This is a genomic window from Acinetobacter sp. SK-43 (assembly GCF_015351505.1).
Classification (GTDB): Bacteria; Pseudomonadota; Gammaproteobacteria; order Pseudomonadales; family Moraxellaceae; genus Acinetobacter; species Acinetobacter junii.
The window spans coordinates 40963-60061 of sequence record NZ_JADKPY010000017.1; the positions used below are offsets into that span (position 1 = coordinate 40963).

At 39.8% G+C, this 19099-nt stretch carries 16 protein-coding genes and 1 pseudogene; 9 read left to right on the plus strand and 8 right to left on the minus strand.

The genetic code is table 11. From position 1 onward, the window contains the following. Positions 1–23: 23 nt before the first annotated feature. A complete protein-coding gene (gene glyQ / locus IRT38_RS04880) occupies positions 24–1004 on the minus strand; it encodes a glycine--tRNA ligase subunit alpha (RefSeq protein ID WP_005403278.1) in 981 nt (326 codons plus the stop codon). Positions 1005–1190: 186 nt separating this feature from the next. Here glyQ and IRT38_RS04885 point away from each other — a divergent pair, with 186 nt between their 5' ends. The 3 genes from IRT38_RS04885 (at position 1191) to IRT38_RS04895 (ending at position 3559) form a co-directional block, all read left to right on the plus strand. Next, positions 1191–1352, plus strand: coding sequence for a hypothetical protein (locus IRT38_RS04885; RefSeq protein WP_004909464.1), 162 nt, complete (start codon positions 1191–1193; stop codon positions 1350–1352). Positions 1353–1499: 147 nt separating this feature from the next. Continuing rightward, a complete protein-coding gene (locus IRT38_RS04890; RefSeq protein ID WP_004951705.1) occupies positions 1500–2762 on the plus strand; it encodes a putative DNA modification/repair radical SAM protein in 1263 nt (420 codons plus the stop codon). A 2-nt stretch (positions 2763–2764) separates the two neighbouring features. Beyond that, entirely contained in the window at positions 2765–3559 is a 795-nt protein-coding gene (locus IRT38_RS04895) for a TIGR03915 family putative DNA repair protein (protein ID WP_194597095.1), read from the plus strand. Between the two features lie 51 nt (positions 3560–3610). On the opposite strand, the gene IRT38_RS04900 is transcribed toward IRT38_RS04895, so the two are convergent. Together IRT38_RS04900 and IRT38_RS04905 are read right to left on the minus strand one after the other, a co-directional pair. Then, positions 3611–5026, minus strand: a complete 1416-nt coding sequence (locus tag IRT38_RS04900; RefSeq protein WP_004909459.1) for an SLC13 family permease — start codon at positions 5024–5026, stop codon at positions 3611–3613. Between the two features lie 113 nt (positions 5027–5139). After that, positions 5140–5892, minus strand: a complete 753-nt coding sequence (locus IRT38_RS04905; protein ID WP_112986993.1) for a sulfite exporter TauE/SafE family protein — start codon at positions 5890–5892, stop codon at positions 5140–5142. 196 nt (positions 5893–6088) lie between these two features. Here IRT38_RS04905 and IRT38_RS04910 point away from each other — a divergent pair, with 196 nt between their 5' ends. Then, positions 6089–7198 (plus strand): HPP family protein, encoded by a 1110-nt coding sequence (locus tag IRT38_RS04910; RefSeq protein ID WP_039047486.1) that lies wholly within the window; start codon positions 6089–6091, stop codon positions 7196–7198. A 64-nt stretch (positions 7199–7262) separates the two neighbouring features. On the opposite strand, the gene IRT38_RS04915 is transcribed toward IRT38_RS04910, so the two are convergent. Next, on the minus strand, positions 7263–7532 hold the full coding sequence (locus IRT38_RS04915) for a PspC domain-containing protein (RefSeq protein WP_004760601.1): 270 nt from the start codon (positions 7530–7532) through the stop codon (positions 7263–7265). A 343-nt stretch (positions 7533–7875) separates the two neighbouring features. On the opposite strand from IRT38_RS04915, the gene IRT38_RS04920 reads away from it, so the two are divergent. Next, on the plus strand, positions 7876–8541 hold the full coding sequence (locus IRT38_RS04920) for a hypothetical protein (RefSeq protein ID WP_194597096.1): 666 nt from the start codon (positions 7876–7878) through the stop codon (positions 8539–8541). 55 nt (positions 8542–8596) lie between these two features. Here IRT38_RS04920 and IRT38_RS04925 read toward each other — a convergent pair whose 3' ends face one another. Continuing rightward, positions 8597–10420 carry an acyl-CoA dehydrogenase C-terminal domain-containing protein gene (locus tag IRT38_RS04925; RefSeq protein WP_194597097.1) on the minus strand — a complete coding sequence of 608 codons (1824 nt, stop codon included), beginning with the start codon at positions 10418–10420 and terminating at the stop codon, positions 8597–8599. Positions 10421–10659: 239 nt separating this feature from the next. On the opposite strand from IRT38_RS04925, the gene IRT38_RS04930 reads away from it, so the two are divergent. Beyond that, positions 10660–12981 carry a hypothetical protein gene (locus IRT38_RS04930; RefSeq protein WP_194597098.1) on the plus strand — a complete coding sequence of 774 codons (2322 nt, stop codon included), beginning with the start codon at positions 10660–10662 and terminating at the stop codon, positions 12979–12981. Between the two features lie 49 nt (positions 12982–13030). On the opposite strand, the gene aroE is transcribed toward IRT38_RS04930, so the two are convergent. Further along, a complete protein-coding gene (gene aroE / locus IRT38_RS04935) occupies positions 13031–13819 on the minus strand; it encodes a shikimate dehydrogenase (protein WP_194597099.1) in 789 nt (262 codons plus the stop codon). Between the two features lie 217 nt (positions 13820–14036). Here aroE and IRT38_RS17520 point away from each other — a divergent pair. Beyond that, positions 14037–14177: pseudogene (locus IRT38_RS17520) on the plus strand (histidine phosphatase family protein); the annotation flags it as partial. Positions 14178–14235: 58 nt separating this feature from the next. Here the strand turns inward: IRT38_RS17520 and hemF are convergent. Both hemF and ribA read right to left on the minus strand, forming a co-directional pair. Further along, positions 14236–15177 carry an oxygen-dependent coproporphyrinogen oxidase gene (gene hemF, locus IRT38_RS04940; RefSeq protein WP_194597100.1) on the minus strand — a complete coding sequence of 314 codons (942 nt, stop codon included), beginning with the start codon at positions 15175–15177 and terminating at the stop codon, positions 14236–14238. A 131-nt stretch (positions 15178–15308) separates the two neighbouring features. Next, complete coding sequence (gene ribA, locus IRT38_RS04945; protein ID WP_194597101.1) at positions 15309–15911, minus strand: GTP cyclohydrolase II; 603 nt, start codon at positions 15909–15911, stop codon at positions 15309–15311. Positions 15912–16217: 306 nt separating this feature from the next. Here ribA and dxs point away from each other — a divergent pair, with 306 nt between their 5' ends. Beyond that, positions 16218–18113 (plus strand): 1-deoxy-D-xylulose-5-phosphate synthase, encoded by a 1896-nt coding sequence (gene dxs / locus IRT38_RS04950; RefSeq protein WP_194597102.1) that lies wholly within the window; start codon positions 16218–16220, stop codon positions 18111–18113. A gap of 122 nt (positions 18114–18235) precedes the next feature. Further along, entirely contained in the window at positions 18236–19066 is an 831-nt protein-coding gene (locus tag IRT38_RS04955) for an inositol monophosphatase family protein (protein WP_004951734.1), read from the plus strand. The last annotated feature ends 33 nt before the right edge of the window (positions 19067–19099 follow it).

Consider the following 19099-nt stretch of genomic DNA (forward strand, 5'->3'; position numbering starts at 1 on the left):
TCCTAAATCAGATTTTTTTCCATTTATGCATTGGCTTTATTTTGTGCCGCTTCTGCCTCAACTTGTGCTTTTAACTGCGCTAATACTTCATCACGTAAATGTGGTTCTGCCATTGGGAAACCGAGTTTCGCACGCGCAGCCACATAACTTTGAGCGATTGAACGCGCTAAGGTACGAACACGTAAAATATAACGTTGACGCTCAGTTACAGAAATCGCACCACGCGCATCTAATAAGTTAAAGCTATGCGATGCTTTAATCACTTGCTCATAAGCAGGAAGTGGAAGTTCAGCTTCCATTAAACGAGCTGCCTCAGCTTCATAGAAATCGAATAATTCAAATAATTTATCGACTGGCGCATATTCGAAGTTATAGGTCGATTGTTCCACTTCATTTTGATGGAATACATCACCGTAAGTGACTGTACCGAATTGACCTTTGGTCCAAACAAGATCGTAAACTGAGTCTACACCTTGAAGGTACATCGCAAGACGTTCTAAACCGTATGTGATTTCACCAGTAACAGGGTAGCATTCAACACCACCGACTTGCTGGAAGTAAGTGAACTGAGTCACTTCCATACCATTTAACCAAACTTCCCAACCTAAGCCCCAAGCGCCTAGTGTTGGAGATTCCCAGTTGTCTTCTACGAAGCGAATATCGTGAGTCAGTGTATCGATGCCGATCGCTTTTAACGAATCAAGATAAAGCTGTTGGATATTGTCTGGGTTTGGCTTAAGTACCACTTGGAACTGATAATAGTGTTGTAAGCGGTTTGGGTTCTCACCATAACGACCATCTTTCGGACGGCGTGAAGGTTGAACATAAGCCGCGTTCCAAGTTTCTGGACCTAATGCGCGTAAGAAAGTTGCAGTGTGGAATGTCCCTGCACCCATTTCCATATCATATGGTTGTAATACGACGCAGCCTTGCTCCGCCCAATAGTTTTGTAGGGCAAGAATTAAGCCCTGAAAGGTATCAATATGCGAAATCGCACGACTCATGGTGCATCCATTATTCTTGAGAAAAATTGCCCCCAAGTATAAGGATTTTGGGGAAGAGTGGCAAAGGTTATAGCGTAGCTTCGATGATTTTTCATTTTGGTCAGGATCGTGAACCATGATGTATTTCATGGAGGATGATCATGTATGATATTGTGATGAAAGAATAAAATAATGGGGGGACGTAGCATGAAAAAAATTTGGCTTTGGGCTGTATTGTTGCTTTGTTCATCTTCTGTCTATGCTCATCGGGAAATGGGTTTAGGTGGAATAGTGGTCTTTGTCCTATTTTGGGTTTTTATTATTGCTATTGTGGGCTATATCCTGATGGCTCTATTTAAAAAGAAATAAATGAGCATATTAAAATTCCGTTGAGTCACATGTGATGTACTAAAACTAAAACGACACCCCATGACGCAATACAGCTTGTCCTACCTTATATCTGCTTAAACCCTATGCTAAGGTTTTCTGACCAGTGTTTGAAATGGTGGAGCAAAGATGTCAGATCGCATTCGTGAAAAATTACAAATTCTTGCGGACGCAGCTAAATATGATGTGTCCTGTTCCTCCAGTGGTAGTGACCGTAAAAATAAAGACAAAGGTTTAGGCGATGCCAGTCGGGCAGGGATTTGCCATAGCTATACCGAAGATGGGCGTTGTGTTTCTTTACTGAAAATCTTGTTCAGTAATGTCTGTATTTTTGATTGTGCTTATTGTGTGTCGCGCCGTTCTAATGATGTGAAACGTGCTGCATTTACGGTACAAGAGGTGGTTGATCTGACCATTAATTTTTATCGTCGTAATTATATAGAGGGATTATTCCTTAGCTCAGGTATTTTTAAATCCGCAGACTATACGATGGAGCGGATGCTTCAAGTGGTGAAAAAACTACGTCTAGAGGAAAATTTTAATGGCTATATTCACCTTAAAACCATTCCAGGTGCATCGCCTGAACTGATTCATGAAGCAGGGCTTTATGCTGACCGTATGAGCATCAATTTAGAAATGCCAACTGAGATCGGATTAAAAGCGTTTGCGCCTGAAAAATCACATCAAGAAGTACAAAAAGACTTGGGGCTAGTGCGAGATCGACTGATTCAACTCAAAGATGAACGTCAAATTATTAAGCATGTTCCAAAATATGTACCCGCAGGGCAGACCACGCAAATGGTGGTTGGCGCGCATCAAGAAACCGATCAAGATGTGTTGGTAATGGCAGATCGACATTACAAGGAATTTAAACTCAAACGGGTGTATTTCTCAGGTTATATTCCAATCAACACAGAAAATAATTATCTTCCTGCTGTCGGTTCAGCACCACCTTTGTTGCGTGAAAATCGTCTTTATCAAAGTGATTGGTTGATGCGTTTTTATGGTTTTGAAGTCAATGAAATCGTCAATGAAAAACACCCACATCTTGATTTAGATGTAGACCCCAAACTGAGTTGGGCGTTGCGTCATCCTGAGCAGTTTCCAGTGGATTTAAATCGTGCTGACTATCGTATGATCCTTCGTGTACCAGGCATCGGCGTAAAGTCAGCCAAGAAAATCGTGCAAGCGCGTCGTTTTGGCAAGATACATACTGATTTACTGAAACAACTCGGTGTGGCGTATTCACGTGCCAAGTTTTTTATTCGTTGTGAAGACAGTCCACGGTTTCAAAAGGAACTTTCTACGACTGATATTCGTCAGCAAATATTAACGCAGGGTTCATCCAAGTACGTGAAACAACTGTCACCACAATTGAGTTTAGGATTCTAAACATGCTCAGTGATGGTGTGGTTTATTACTATTTTGATGGCTCTATGATCGGTTTACTCAACTGCGTATTTCGTGCTTTTCAATTTAAAGAATTCCACGTGCAATTGTGTTTAAACAAAGGCGCACAGCATGGTTTATTTGCCACGGTGGTTGAAATTCCAAATCATGAGCAACATGCAGCACGTGTTTGGTCAGCCTTACAGCAGAAATTGTCGCATTCATCTTTGAAACAATTTTATTTTTCCTATTTATCGGAATCTTTGGATGCCTATCAGCATTTATTTAATTACTGTATCTATGTCTTTCGACATCAACATTCAGTTGAGAAGAATTATTCGCATCCTAGTGTTTTAGCGATTTCACAATGGACGAAAAAGGTGGGACGCGAAAAGCATCGTATGGAAGCATTTGTGCGTTTTAAGAAAACCACAGATGGATTGTTTTTAAGTTTGGTTCGCCCTGATTTTAATGTGCTGCCTTTAATACAGCCGCATTTTAAGCGTCGTTATCAAGATCAACGTTGGCTCATTTATGACGAACAACGCAAATATGGTTTGTATTATGACTTACACGAGATTCATGAGGTGTCTTTAGATGCTCATCAGATTGACCGTAATATTGAAAATGGGGCCAGTCAAAACTTTCAATTAGAATTAGATGAACAAGAAGAATTATATGATCAGCTTTGGAAAGATTATTTCAATAGTATCAATATTAAAGAACGTCAGAATGTGAAATTGCATGTGCAATATTTGCCTAAACGCTATTGGCGTTATTTGAATGAAAAATACGTTTGATCTTCTCTCTTATTTAAAGCGATAAAAAAGCGCCGTAGCGCTTTTTTGTATTTAGAGGAAAAACCAGTAAACAAATATTGAAACCAGTGCGATACATAAAATATTGAGGATAAAGCCAATTCGCATCATTTCACTTTGTTGAATATGCCCAGTACCAAATACAATCGCATTCGGTGGTGTTGCGACAGGGAGCATAAACGCACATGAAGCCCCAATTCCGATGACAACCACAAGAATTTCTTTTGGAATTCCCATTTGATCAGCGATTGCTGCAAATACTGGAACCAGCAGTGCAGCTGAGGCTGTATTACTGGTAAATTCAGTTAAGAAAATAATAAATGCAGCTACAATCACGATGACTAGGAATGGTGAGGCATCACCAAATGCATTTGCCAGAGTTTGCCCAAGTACCAAAGAAGAACCAGAGTCTTTTAAAACGGCACTTAAAGTTAAGCCACCACCAAATAGCATTAATACGCCCCAGTCCGTATTGTCTGCAATATCTTTCCAAGTGGCGATTCCTAAGATCACGACCATACAGGCTGCGAGTACTGCAATCCATGTATCAGGTTGAGTAATTCCAAACTGTTCGCTGACGCTTTTACCAAAAATCCATGCCAATGCAGTGATAGCGAAAACTAACATGGTTAGAATACGATCACGGTTCCAAGGGATAGTTTCTGTTCTGAATTCCACACGATGATTAAGTTTAGGTCTGAGCACGATATACAAACTAAATAACATCGCAGGGAAAATGATGAGCATCATAGGCAAACCGACTTTCATCCAGTCTGCAAAATCATAGCCTAATGCTTTCGCTGCAATCGCATTGGGTGGAGAGCCAACTAAAGTACCTAAGCCGCCAATACTTGCTGAATAAGCAATACCTAAGAGGATGAATACGAAAGTTTTACGTTCTTTTTGCGCATCAAAATGTGAAAGCAAACCCAATGCAAGTGGAAGCATCATAGCCGCGGTAGCAGTATTTGAAATCCACATCGACAAAACGGCTGTGACCAAACAGATGGCTAAAACAGCTACTCCCAGATGCCCTCTAGACATTGCAATAATCCACATGGCAATTTTTCGATCTAGTTTTTGCACATGCAATGCAGTTGCCAAGGCAAAACCACCAAAAAATAGGAAAATCGTAGGATCAGCAAAAGTACTCAGTGCTTTAGTGGTAGAAATGGCTTCAATCTCACCATCTCCTCCCACACTCGGCATACCGACGAGAACCGCGAGCACAGGGACTAGCAATGCCGTGATGGTGATGTGAATGGCTTCAGTCAGCCATAAAATACCGATAAATAACAACAGACTTAGACCTTTATTGGCATTTTGGTCATAAGGCAAAATTTCATATAAACCGAAAGACAGCAGTGCTGCAATTGCAATAATCACCCAGCCACGGATTAAGCCTTTGGGCATGGCATTAGTGGGTGTTTCGAGGTGAGGAACATTCATAAAATATCCTTATTTGAGTTGTTCTAGTTGCGATAGCGTATACAACTGAATAACCATAAAGTCTCAAAGAACTAGAAGTAAATATTAAGTTCTGCCATCTATGTAAAATCTTTTTAAATCATGTTGATTCCCTGCCACAGTGCATTGGTACCGAGTACAGTCAAAATGACTAAAATAAGGCGTTTGAATTTTTGTTGAGAAATATGAATTCTGATCTTAGAACCAAGATAAATAAAAAATAATGAAAAAATCGTAATTGCACACAATAGATATATCTGTGCCTGATCAAAGGTCAAAAGCGTTGGGTAGAGTATCGAGAGCTGGATTAATTTGCTGGCAAGAAAGCTAATGTTGGTAATCATCACGATGTCATTTTTACTGTGCTGTGTACTTAACAAATACATCATCAAAAATGGAGCCATCGCATTGGTTGCGCCTCCAATCACACCTGCAAGCAACCCAAATATGAGCATGTTTTTAATTGAGCGACGTAGGTGCAAAGGTTGCGATCTAAATTGATCTAATACATAGAGCCAAATGACCATCCCTAACAACAGCTTGAGATAACTTTCATCAATATAAAGCAGTAGCATGACGCCAAACAGACTTCCAATCAGGCTACTGCCGATAAGACTCCAGTAATTTTTTACATAATATAATAGGGAGATCGGGGCTTTTTCATGCGTCCCTAACACACTTAGATTCATGATAATACAAGGAATAAGTACCATCGCGATGGCAGTCTGTAGAGGGTGAAACAGAGACAATGCTGCTGTACTGATCATCGGAAATCCGAAACCACTCAGACCATGTAGTAATGCTGCTAATGCACACAGCAGCAGTGTTAAAAACTCAGTTTTATACAAAACAGTTCTCTAGCACAGTAGTGAATTGATCAATCATCGGTATTGGTTAATTTATAATATTTGGTAAAAATTACTTGAATAATAGATTATCAGATTATCTCATATCTTTAAGATGTAACTTGAATACACCTTATTTGGCTTTGCGCGTATACTTGCTTCGATCGAAAATCAAAACATCCAACCAGCAAGGTGCATTGTGAACTTGACCCAATTAGACTGGATAAATTTACTAAAACCTAATTATAAAGTTCTTCCAGTGAAAGAACGTCTGTTCTCAGGCTTTGGCGCACTGTGTGGTTTGGCGATTTCTTCTTTGATTAGTTGGTATGTATTGGGCGGGATGAATGCCTGGTATATCGCGCCGATGGGTGCATCTTCAGTTTTATTGTTTGCAGTTCCAAATAGTCCATTAGCACAGCCTTGGAATGTGGTGGTTGGTAATACTTTAGCGGGATTTATTGGGGTGGCATGTACCCAGCTTTTACCTGATTTAACCACAGCATTTAGTGTGGCTGTTGGATTGGCTATCTTTATGATGATGACCACAGATTCATTACATCCACCAAGTGGTGCTGTAGCCATTACTGCGGTTTTGGGTGGAGAAGCTGTACATAAGCTCGGCTTTCATTTTATCCTTTACCCTGTATTACTCAACTCAGTTTTATTACTTGTTTTTGCAGTGTTTTTTAATCGACTGATTGGGCGAAATTATCCGACTATGCCTCATCTCAATGAACGCTCCAAAGACCCAACACCTACTCAAAAAGTATCGATTCAACCCAAAGATATCGAATATGCCTTAGAGCAACACACTGAACTATTAGATATCAGCCAATACGATTTAGAGAAAATCATTTTAGAAGCACAAGAGCATGCGAATGAGCGATTAAATCATTCGTTCGTGTGTCAGGATATTATGAGCCGTGATGTAATCAAATTATATGAGAATGACGATATTCATCAGGCTTTGGATAAGTTTAAATCGGTTAATTTAATGAGTTTGCCAGTTGTGAATGATCAAGAGCAATTGGTTGGAACTCTAGCATTGTACGAAGTTGTTGAGTGGTTCAAAGGAGCCACTGATCCGCGCAATTCTTGGCAACATTATGTGAAACAGATTATGAGTCGTCGAGTTGTTAAAGTTGATCCATTACAACCGATTCAAGATCTTGTACCTTATTTTGTTGAAAAATCTTTTAATTATATTCCTGTGGTCGAAGAGCTGCGTTTAATTGGAATTATTAGTCGGGCTGATATGATTGCGGCTTTGCATCAGCAAATCAAACAACAATCTTCAGTATTTTGAGCAAAAAAAAGCTACGGTTGTATAGGGGTAAATCCAACCGTAGCGACCAAACTAAAAAATAAGATTAACGTTTGATTCCTTGATCTTCATACACTGTTTTGACAGGTTGGTTGTAACCTTGTACGTGCTCAACTCGATTCGCCTGTCTTTTTGGAATGACTAACCACATGATTAAATACACCAAAATACCTGGGAAAGCGGCGCTCATAATTGAAATAATCACAAAGATTAAACGTAGTAAATTCGCATTCCAACCAAAACGTTCCGCAATACCGCCCATTACACCAGCGATCATGCTTTGTTGGTTTGAGCGATATAAACCAGAATTGGCCATCGAGTTTTTCTCCTTAAATAAATGAAACAACAGGGAAAAATCAAAAAATTGAGATAATGTGCTGTTGTTATATTAGAGATAGGGTCAAATTCATTTTTTTAAAGTTTCTGTAAGCGAGAGAATAGTTACGGTATGTAAAGAATTGATGGAAAAACCGACACTATCGCCTAAAATGCACCGACTTAACGCATCTTGCGATAGCAACCTGCGATTTCAGACTCATCGTTACTTTATTTCTATTCCTTCTGTAGATGTGTAAATGTATATCCTGTTCTTTAAGATTTACACGGGGTGGAGAGGTCTTGAATAAAATGAACGATGTTGATGTTAGAGAATGATGAATATGCAGTTTCGGTTATTCTTACAACCCCTCAGTGTAGGAACTTTATTGGTTTTAGGTTTGACGGCGTGTGATGGTCATCATCCTGAACCAGCGATATCACACAGTCAAACCCAGCCTAAACCTGTTGAGGCGGCTGTATCGACTGTGCTTGTAGATGATCAAGCAGTTTCCAGTGAAGTTGTTGCTTTAACTCAAGTAGCAGGTCAGGCAACCATTCCGCATGTTGTATCTAAACGTATGGAAAAACCCTCTCAGCAGGATTTGATCTATGCTGGGCGTTATCATGCGCGTATTCCATGCTCAGATCCTTTTGCTGGATGTGTGAGTAATGAGAAAGAAGCAGAATATATTATCAATCTTTTAGAAGATGGTTCGGTGTATTGGATCAATACCAGTTTTGGTCGCTTAGGCTCAGATCCGTCTCGTGATATGACTAAGATTGAACAAATGTGTAAACAGGTTCAGTGGCATGCGCACAAAGAATTGAATGAAATCATGATTCGTTGTGAAAATGCGAACGTCAATCTTTACTATAAGATCAATAAAGAGCAAAACCTTGTTTTAGATTTAGATAAGATTTGGAATGGTGATCACGGGCGTAATCGTCAGTTTTTTAAAGAATATCCATTTCCAAAGAAAGCTTATGTCTTTGAAAAAATTGAATAGTTAAAAGTAAAGCATAAAAAAGAGCGCCTAGAGCGCTCTTTTTTTATAGTTCCGATTAGTAATCGAAGCTGAAGTGTTCTGGTGCAAGAGAAGTCAATGTACGAGAAGTCGATACCATTGATTCTGCATGACCTTGAGCACGTGGCAATAAACGGTCAAAGTAGAAATCTGCAACTTTGATTTTTGTTTTATAGAATTCTGGAGTTTCAGCACCGTTACCAGCTTCTAATTTTTCAGAAGCGATTACAGCTTGTTGAGCCCAGAAGTAAGCCATCATTACATAACCAGAGAACATCAAGAAATCATTAGAAGCAGAAGATACGATGTCACGGTCTTTACGCGCTGCAAGCATGATGCGAACAGTTAATGTATTCCATTGAGCGCAAAGCTTCGTTAAGTCCCAAGCGAAACGACGTAAATACTTGTTGCGAGCATGTGCAGCACAGAATTTTAAGATTTCAGCAGTATAGTCACGAACAACTTTACCTTTTGAGCTTAAAAGCACTTTACGACCTAATAAGTCAAGTGCTTGGACACCCGTTGTACCTTCATACAATGTTGAGATACGTGCATCACGTGCGATTTGTTCCATGCCCCATTCTTTGATGAAACCATGACCGCCATATACTTGGATACCATGGTTTGCAGCTTCCAAACCTAATTCAGTCAAGAAACCTTTAAGAATTGGAGTATAGAAACCAAGTTTGTCATCGGCAACTTCATAAGCAGCTTGATCACCACTTGCCAGCGCATCAGCCATTTTATCTGCAAGTTTGGCAGCGTGATAAATCATTGCACGACCACCTTCAGCTACAGCTTTTTGAGTTAAAAGCATGCGGCGAACGTCTGCGTGGTGAATGATCGCATCAGCAACACGCTCTGGCTCTTTTTTACCAGAAAGTGCACGCATAGACATACGGTCTTTCGCATAAGGTAAAGCACCTTGGAAAGAAAGTTCAGCGTGTGCGATACCTTGAACAGCTGTACCAATACGTGCAGTGTTCATGAAGGTAAACATGGCATGTAAACCTTTGTTGATTTCGCCGATTAAGTAACCAGTTGCGTTATCAAAGTTCAATACAGCAGTTGCTGAAGCACGGATACCCATTTTGTGTTCGATCGAACCACAAGAAACCGTGTTACGCTCACCTACACCACCATCAGCAGTTGGGATGAACTTAGGTACGATGAATAACGAAATACCACGAGTACCAGCAGGTGAATCTGGAAGACGTGCAAGTACGATGTGGATGATATTCTCTGTTAAATCATGCTCACCTGCAGAGATGAAGATTTTTGTACCAGAGATTTTGTAAGTACCGTCAGCAGCAGCTTCTGCTTTAGTTTTTACTTGACCTAAGTCAGTACCACATTGAGGCTCAGTTAAGCACATTGTGCCAGACCAAGTACCTTCAACGAGTTTAGGCATATATGTATTTTTTTGCTCATCAGTACCGAATTGCATGATGGTGTTCATACAACCTGTACTTAAACCAGGATACATTGTGAACGACCAGTTCGCAGTACCCATCATTTCTGATTTGATAAGGTTTAAAGACATTGGTAAGCCTTGGCCACCAAACTCTTCTGGATAAGAAAGACCTTGCCAACCACCCATTACGAATTGGTCGTATGCTTCTTTGAAGCCTTTAGGAGTAGTTACTTCGCCGTTGTTAAAAGTACAACCTTCTTCGTCGCCAGACTGGTTGATTGGAGAAAGTACGTTTTCGCAGTAATCAGCCGCACCTTCAAGAATCATGTCAACTGTATCAGCATCAGCATTTTGACCACTTGTCAAAGTTTGGTAATGTGCTGGATAATCGAACACTTCATTCATTAAGAAGCGAATATCACGGAGTGGGGCTTTATAAGCTGGCATAATCTTAATCCTGTATTTGAATCGTTGTGGATTATCTGTATCAGTACTTTGATTATTCATAGCGGTGATAAAAATACATTGATAAACACTGTGGAAAAGACTGTCAGAAAAGCTAATTAAGGCTAAAAACACTTAGTTGAAAATTCAATTTTCTGCTAAAGTTTTAGACTCGTTTTGAATATGAAAATGATCCATTTAGTAATTGAAAATATAACGATATAAAGGTGTTTGATAAAGCTATGCGTTTAAAATATTTAACATTATGTTTGTTTGGTCTTAGTATTTCAGGTTGTTCTCAGCATGTCATTAAAACCAATTCAAGCTCTTCTAGTTTAGAGCAAAAAGCAATAAATAGCATCAATGCGATGTACGAATATCCGAGCTACGACTATCGGGGGAAATTTAATATTCATGTTGACCTTGATCAGCATAAAGCTGAAGCAGATCAACAGAAAGATGTTTTAGATGCTGCTTTGAAACAAAAGGTTGATCAATATCTGCGCGAGCAAAAAGTCAATTTGGATGCAAAACAAAAACAAGCACTGTATAAAGCTTTGGCAGAGCAACCGAAAGGTTTGGGCAATAGCAAGTTTGATAAATTTGCTCGAGTAATGGCTAACATCTTAAATGATATGCAATTTGAGTATGATGGATCTGTGCATTATCGACAAAAGATGGGCTCGTTTAACCTCACTGCTCGTTATGAAAAACCAACCTTATTGGTTCAAGCGAAAGTTCCGATGGTTTTGGATTTAAATAACTACAAGTTCTACATCAATTATTTTGCATTGATGCCATACTTGGTGAATAAAGAAAATCAGAACAATTTAGCGTATTTAGATTTTTCAAAATACCAAGGCTTGTTTAAACAAGTCGATTACAAGAAATTTGCAGAATACATCAAAGCATCGAGTGCTATTTACTATCGTTTAGCTGATCCAAACAGTATCCAAACTTTGTCGGTGAGTTCTGCTGATCAAGCTGCGGGTGTGGTAGAGAAAATTCGTTTAAAAACCACAATTGAAGAGCTGGTTCTGCAAGCGAATCTATATAGCAAAGTGAATGAAAAATACTTAATGCAAAGTATTTTGAAGTTTGATGAGCAAAATCTTGAAAAATTGATTTCAGAGCAAGACAAAACAGACACTGCTTCAAAGGCTGAACAAAGTGGCACTTTATTAAATTCAAAGGCAGCAGCTGATGATGCGAGTGTGGTGAGTCAAGAGTTGTATCGTTTAGTGAATCAACACTTTGGAGTAGAAGAGCCAGAGGATGAATATACTGACGAGGCAGATGCAACCAAAGTCGCAGCAGAGGATGTGGCTCAAGAAGCTGAAGATATTTCAGAAGAGGCTGATGCCGTTGCAGAGTCTGCCACCGCGACAGAACATGTGCTAACAGGCGAGCAATGTACGGCATTACAAAATGCTGCCAAAACAAATTTTGGTGATATTCAGTATTGTCAAACCATGTACGATGTCGATGTTTTGGGTGAGCAGAAAACGCCATCGGGTTTCTTGTCTTATATTGAAAAATTGGTCGCAGTTGAAAAAGAGTTTGTTCAATACGATCAAAATCAATTTATTGATGATCAGGGCTTTAAAGCACTTTGGCTGAAGCATCAAGCAGACATTCAAAAAGCATTACCACCTGTTGAAAAGCGTAATCCTTTCGTGATGGATGTTGGCTTGGATGCACAAGGGCGTGCAGTCAAACTTGATTATGACTTAAATTATGCACTGCCTGAGCTGAAGTCGAGCTTTAATATCAAAGCAGATATGCTGGTGACAAATTACGGTAAAGCAACCCCGATTGATCAAGCTCAGTTAAAGCAAGCTAAAACATGGGCGGAAGCAAGTAAGGGTTCTATCCTTGAACAAGCGATCGGCAGTTTCTCTGAAAAATTAGGTCAAACAGGCATTCAAGAGCGCTCAGCACAGCCTTATACATTATCTTTGGATGATCAGCTCAAAGTAATTGCTGAGCAGCGTTACGATGCTACACAGTCATATGAACAAACCTACAAAGCGGTGTTTATTGCTAAATTGGTTGAGAGTAATCCAAGTCTTGCGAAACGTTACACTTCTCAAGAGTTACAAGAAGTCGCAAGTGTCTATGCTTATTGGTTCTCAGATGAAGAGGTATATAGTCCTGAAGGTAAGGCTCTGAAACAGATCGAAAGCTTACAGAAAAAACACCATTTGGAGCAAGAAGATCAGTTTGATGATAAGTTGGGTCAAGCCGTAAATCGTTTAGTGACGGATGCAATGCGTGGTGACCTAGATCGTCAGCAATGGAAAAAGCTAAAAGCTCAATATAAGCAACCACAGCAATTGTTTGCGAAACAATATCAAATCCAATTTGAACAAACCAATGGTATTTCTGACGAAGAAAAAAGCTTGTTGGAGCAAACAGCGAATGTGCTGGGGCAAGTATATATAGACGCACGTAAAAATCAGCTTTCTGATAAATCATTGAAGGCACTGAAAATTGAACATAATGAATTTATTGATTATGAAATCTTCAAAGATGTTTATCAGAAAATGATAAGCACAAAATAATTCAGTTAAAAAAGAACCTGCATCATGCAGGTTCTTTTTATGGTTTGATTTATAAGAAATCTTTTAATTCAGGTTTCACGCCATTCCAAATAGAGAAAGCTTCAATGGCTTGCCCCACTAGCATGCCGAATCCATCTGTAGAGGGGACTTGTCTCATAAGGGCTTGATCAAGGAAACTTGATGGTTTTCCGTATGCCATTTCGTAGGCATGATGAAAAATAAGTGTTTGGGGTAATTGCAAAGCTTCACCCGTTAAACTTGCCGAAGTCGCATTAATGACGATGTCAAACTCACCTGTCAGTTGATCTAGGCTGATTGCATGTAGCTCAGTATCGGGCACAGCCGTTTTTAAATCTTCAACCAATTGTTCTGCACGGGCTAATGTACGGTTGGCAATCACGATTTGTTTTGCACCAGCTTGAACCAGAGGATAAATCACACCGCGTGTTGCGCCACCCGCACCCAAAATCAAAATATGGCTATTTGCTAAGTTCCAATTCAAAGCTTGTATTGCCGCAACTAAACCTTGCCCATCGGTATTATCACCGTATAGTTGACCGTCTTGCATCCATAAAGTATTGACTGCTTTGGCAATCTTGGCACGTTCAGTGAGTTGGTCACATAACGCAAAGGCCTGCTCTTTAAAAGGCACAGTGACATTCATGCCAACACCATTTTGATCGAAGAACGCTTTAACTGCGGACTCGAAACCATCTAGCGGAGCAAGAATTTTTTTATAATTTAAATCAACGCCGGTTTTTGCTGCAAAAGCATGATGCAATTCTGGTGAGCGGGATTGTTCAATTGGATTTCCAATAACAGCAAATTGTTTCGTCATGAGTCATCAGCTTGATTGCGGTGGTCAAAGTTTATTAAAGATACATGGTGTGCCGCAATATTGATTTACATCTCGCACCATATGACAGGCTGATTTAATTTTCAGAACATGTTCAGATAAGACTGAATTTTGCTGAGATTTATACAAATTATGTTATGAGTATCTTTCTTGTTAGACATGCCGAAAGCATTGCAAATATTAATCATCGTAGTGATTGTCACACGGACAATTTTTACAGTTATTGATTACTTTGATCAAACAGCCTCAAAGTTTGAGTAAGTCATTGATGCAAAATTTTAGATCAGATTTAATTCATAACCCTATCAAGAACACTGAGATCTTTATATTTAGAACTTAAATGAATGTACAAATAAAATACATCCCTGATTTATAAAAACAGGGATGTAGAGTAGGGATTATTTTGTTAAACCTAACCAATCTCTTGGTTTTAAATAATAGTCTGTAAGTCGTTTCTCTTGCGAGTCAGCATCCCATTCTGGGCGATACGACCAACCTGCTAGATTCGGTAAACTTACTAGAATTGACTCAATACGCCCACCAGTTTGTAAGCCGAACAAAGTGCCACGGTCATAAACCAAATTATATTCTACATAACGCCCACGACGATAAAGTTGGAACTCACGTTGCGCTTCTGTATAGGGTTGCTCACGATGCTTTTCAAAAATAGGTAAGATCGCCTCTAAGTATCCATTTCCAACGGCTTGCATATATTTAAAACAAGTTTCGAAATCCCACTGATTGAGATCATCAAAGAACAGCCCACCTACGCCGCGTTGTTCATCACGATGCTTTAAATAAAAATAATCATCACACCATTGTTTATGTTCTGCATAAACATTTTCACCAAAAGGCTTGCATAAGTCATAAGCGGTTTGATGCCAATTTTGAATATCTTGATCATCTGGATAAAAAGGTGTCAGATCGAAGCCACCACCAAACCACCAAACAGGATCTTGACCTTCAGGTTCGGCTACAAATAAACGAACATTGGCATGTGAGGTTGGAATATTAGGATTTTTAGGATGAATAACTAATGAAACTCCCAAGGCTTGTGCTTTTGCACCAGCAATCTGTGGATGACGTTCTGTCGCTGAAGCAGGTAGTTTGCTGATGTTAATGTGGGAAAACATTACCCCACCTTTTTCAATAACTTCACCATTTTGTAGAACTCGAGAGCGACCACCACCGCCTTCGGTTCTCTCCCAATCATCAATGATAAACTCAGCGGTTCCACCGCCTGCACGTTCCTGTTGTTCTAAACCTGCGCAAATTCGTGCTTGTAGATCAAGTAAAAATTCACGAACACGTTGAATATCAGCTGAAGTTGGATGCTGCATGATGATCCTCTTGAGGTGATCTATATATTAGTAACATCAAAACATAAAACCATAAAAAAAATAAGGGATTTTTAATCATTCTGATTAAAAATCCCTTGATTGCTTTATTTTTAAACGTTTAAGAACGTGAATCAGAAGTCATCATTTTGATAGAGATGATCCATACGCTCACGTTTGGTCTTTAAATATTGCTCATTGAACGGATTTTTTCCAACAGTAAGTGGTACACGTTCAACAACATTAATACCAAGATCGGTGAGTGCTTTAAATTTTAGAGGATTGTTAGTAATCAACTTAACCTTTTTGACTTGGAGATGATCGAGCATAATACTGCACATATCATAACGACGTGCATCAGCAGGAAGATTCAACAGAAGATTAGCATCAACAGTATCATGCCCTTGATCTTGAAGTGCATAAGCTCGGATTTTATTGGTCAATCCAATGCCACGACCTTCTTGACGTAAATAAAGGATGACACCTTGACCTGCTTCATTGATCAAACGTTGGGTTGCTTGCAGTTGAGGACCACAGTCACATTTCAGTGAGGCAAAAGCGTCGCCCGTAAGACACTCTGAGTGAATACGAACTAAAACAGGAGTATTTGGTGGAGTTTCTAAACCTTTAGAAAGCGCCACATGTTCTTCACCCGTCTTTGGGTCTTGAAACACGGAAATATTGAAGTCACCGAAAGCAGTTGGTAGCTTTGATGTTGCAATAAATTCAATCGGCACAGATTTATTCACTATTATCAGAAAAACTGTCAAAGTATAGCCTAATGTGTGAAGATTGCGTGAATTAGAATGTCTGATTTTTCACACAAGTTTTTCTTTTTCATACAAAGCACATAATAATAGTTGATAAACAGTGACATAATTCAGGATAATCTGATGGCTATACTGTAAATGTATGCAAGAGAATGTTCAGCACTACATCATTCGCACATGTGGCTGATTGAAGGTGCATCATGTTTAATTGTATGATCACCCCCATTTAACCCAGCTTCGGATTTGCCAGGCTTAAAAAGGCTTTGCCACATTATGTTGTATACCGAAATTCCAACTCAACGCCCTGTTACGCCATTGTTGGATGAAATCGATCATCCTGAGCAATTACGTCAGCTCGAGCAAAGCCAACTCCCTCAAGTGGCAGATGAGTTGCGTCAATATATTTTGTATGCAGCAGGACAAAGTGGTGGTCACTTTGGCGCAAATTTAGGTGTGATTGAACTGACAGTTGCTTTGCACTACTGTTTCAATACACCAGATGATCGTTTAGTTTGGGATGTAGGGCATCAAGCATATCCACACAAAGTCCTGACTGGGCGTCGAGAACGTATTACCACAATTCGTAGTAAAGGTGGTTTAGCTGCATTTCCAGCACGTGATGAATCTAATTTTGATACTTTCGGTGTAGGACATTCTTCAACAGCAATTTCTGCTGGATTAGGGATGGCACTCGCTCGCCGTTATCAGCAAAAGCCTTGCGAAGTTGTTGCGATTATCGGTGATGGTGCAATGACAGCAGGGATGGCTTTTGAAGCCATGAATGATGCTGTTGCACATAATGCTGATCTTATCGTGGTATTGAACGATAATGATATGTCGATCTCATGCAGCACGGGTGGTTTTGCAAAACATCTCGCTGCGATTTGGGAAACTGGTCAATTGGTCAATGTAAATGAACAGGGCGAAGCTTATGTTCAGCCACATCCAAAATGGACATACAATTCGCGTTTGCATCAATCTGCAACAGATGCAGCTGATAACTTATTTAAAGCGATTGGTTTTGACTATTTCGGACCTTTTGATGGGCACAATGTTGAACAACTTGCTCAAGTCTTCCACGCATTAAAAAAACGCAAAGGTCCGCGATTAGTTCACGTTTACACTAAAAAAGGTAAAGGTTTCGCTCCAGCAGAAGCAGATCCGATTACCTATCATGCCATTACTAAGATTACACCTACTGCTTCGGCACCAGTTAAAAAATCACCACCTAAATATTCAGATGTATTTGGACAGTGGTTATGTGACGAAGCTGCACAAGATGCACGTTTATTAGCGATCACACCTGCAATGTGTGAAGGTTCTGGCATGGTGAAGTTTGCACAGCAATACCCTGAACGCTTTTTTGATGTTGCGATTGCTGAACAGCATGCAGTCACTTTAGCAGCGGGTATGGCGTGTGAAGGTTTAAAGCCTGTTGTCGCGATTTATTCAACCTTCTTGCAACGTGGCTACGATCAGTTGATTCATGATGTGGCATTGCAAAATTTAGATGTCACCTTTGGTATTGATCGTGCTGGTTTGGTTGGCGAAGATGGTCCAACGCATGCAGGTGCATACGATTATGCCTATATGCGTACTGTACCTAATATGGTGATTATGGCGCCAAAAGACGAAAATGAATGTCGTCAAATGCTACACACTGCATATCATTATAAAGGTCCAACAGCAGTTCGTTATCCGCGTGGGGCTGGAACAGGTGTAGAAATTCAACAACAAATGACTGCTTTAGAAATTGGTAAAGCTGAAATCGTTGCAGAATTTAATTTGGATACAGATCAGCAGATCAGTATTTTGGCTTTCGGGAGTCGAGTGGCAGCTTCAGTCGAAGCAGCGCAACAATTTGCGAATAAGCATGCAATAGGTGTGCGTGTGGTAAATATGCGTTTTGTGAAGCCATTGGATGAACAAATGATACGAACACTTGCTGAACGAACTCAGCTTTTCGTAACTGTTGAAGAACATGCCGTGATGGCAGGTGCGGGAAGTGCAGTAAATGAATTCCTCGCACAAGCAAAAATCGTAAAGCCAATCCTGAATTTGGGTTTGCCAGATGAGTTTTTACATCAAGCTACACATCAACAAATGCTCGCCGATTGTGGTTTGGATGCGCATGGGATTTTAGCTTCAATTGAACGTGCTTGGTTTTAGATAAAAAACGGAAATAATTTTTCGTAAACATTTTTCCCCTAAAAGCCCTTATATTTGATAGAATGTAAGGGCTTTTATGCATTATTCTTTGTCAAAATCTTCAAATTTGTAGTGGGTGTTCAATGGAACCTATGGTGGTTATGGCTGCGCGTGCGGCTCAAACAGTTGGTCAAGAGCTTTTAAAGGCACATCAAAATCGTCATAAACTCGATTTACAAGTTGAAGAAAAAGGCATTGATGGTCCAGTAACACGTGTTGATCGTTATTTGGAACAACTTACAATAGATACACTTCGCAAAAGCTATAAAAATCATAGTTTCCTAGGTGAAGAGTTTGGTATGCAAGAAGGTAAAGGTCACGACGCTGATTGGTGTTGGGTGATTGATCCTTTAGATGGTACTCAAAACTTTATCAATGGTTTCCCTCACTTTTGTATTTCTATCGCTGTACAACACAAAGGCGTGACACAACACGGTGTGATCTATGATCCAGTACGTGATGAGTTATTTTCAGCTAGTCGTGGTCGTGGCGCAGTGATGAATCAACGTCGTATTCGTGCGAATGTCAAAGATACTTTAGATAAAACATTCCTAGCAGTCGGTCATCCTTATCGCGCGAAGCGTAATGGTGAAATTGTTTCTTATGCAGAGCAACACTTTGCTTCGTTATTGGCAGTCACAAAATCTGGCGCTCAAATTCGTCGTGCAGGTTCAGCAGCTTTAGATTTGGCATATGTTGCTGCGGGTCGTTTTGATGGTTTCTTTGAATTAGGTTTAAAACCATGGGATATCGCTGCAGGCGAGTTAATTGTTAAAGAAGCGGGCGGTGTGGTTGTTGATGCTCGTGGTGGTAATGATTCAATGGAAAATGGTCAAGTCATTGCTTGCTCAATGAAAATGTTAAAACCACTAATGCAAGCAGTAGTTCCAGCATGGAGCGAAGCTGCAAAATAAATTTTAGATTAAAAAACCCTCAATAATATGAGG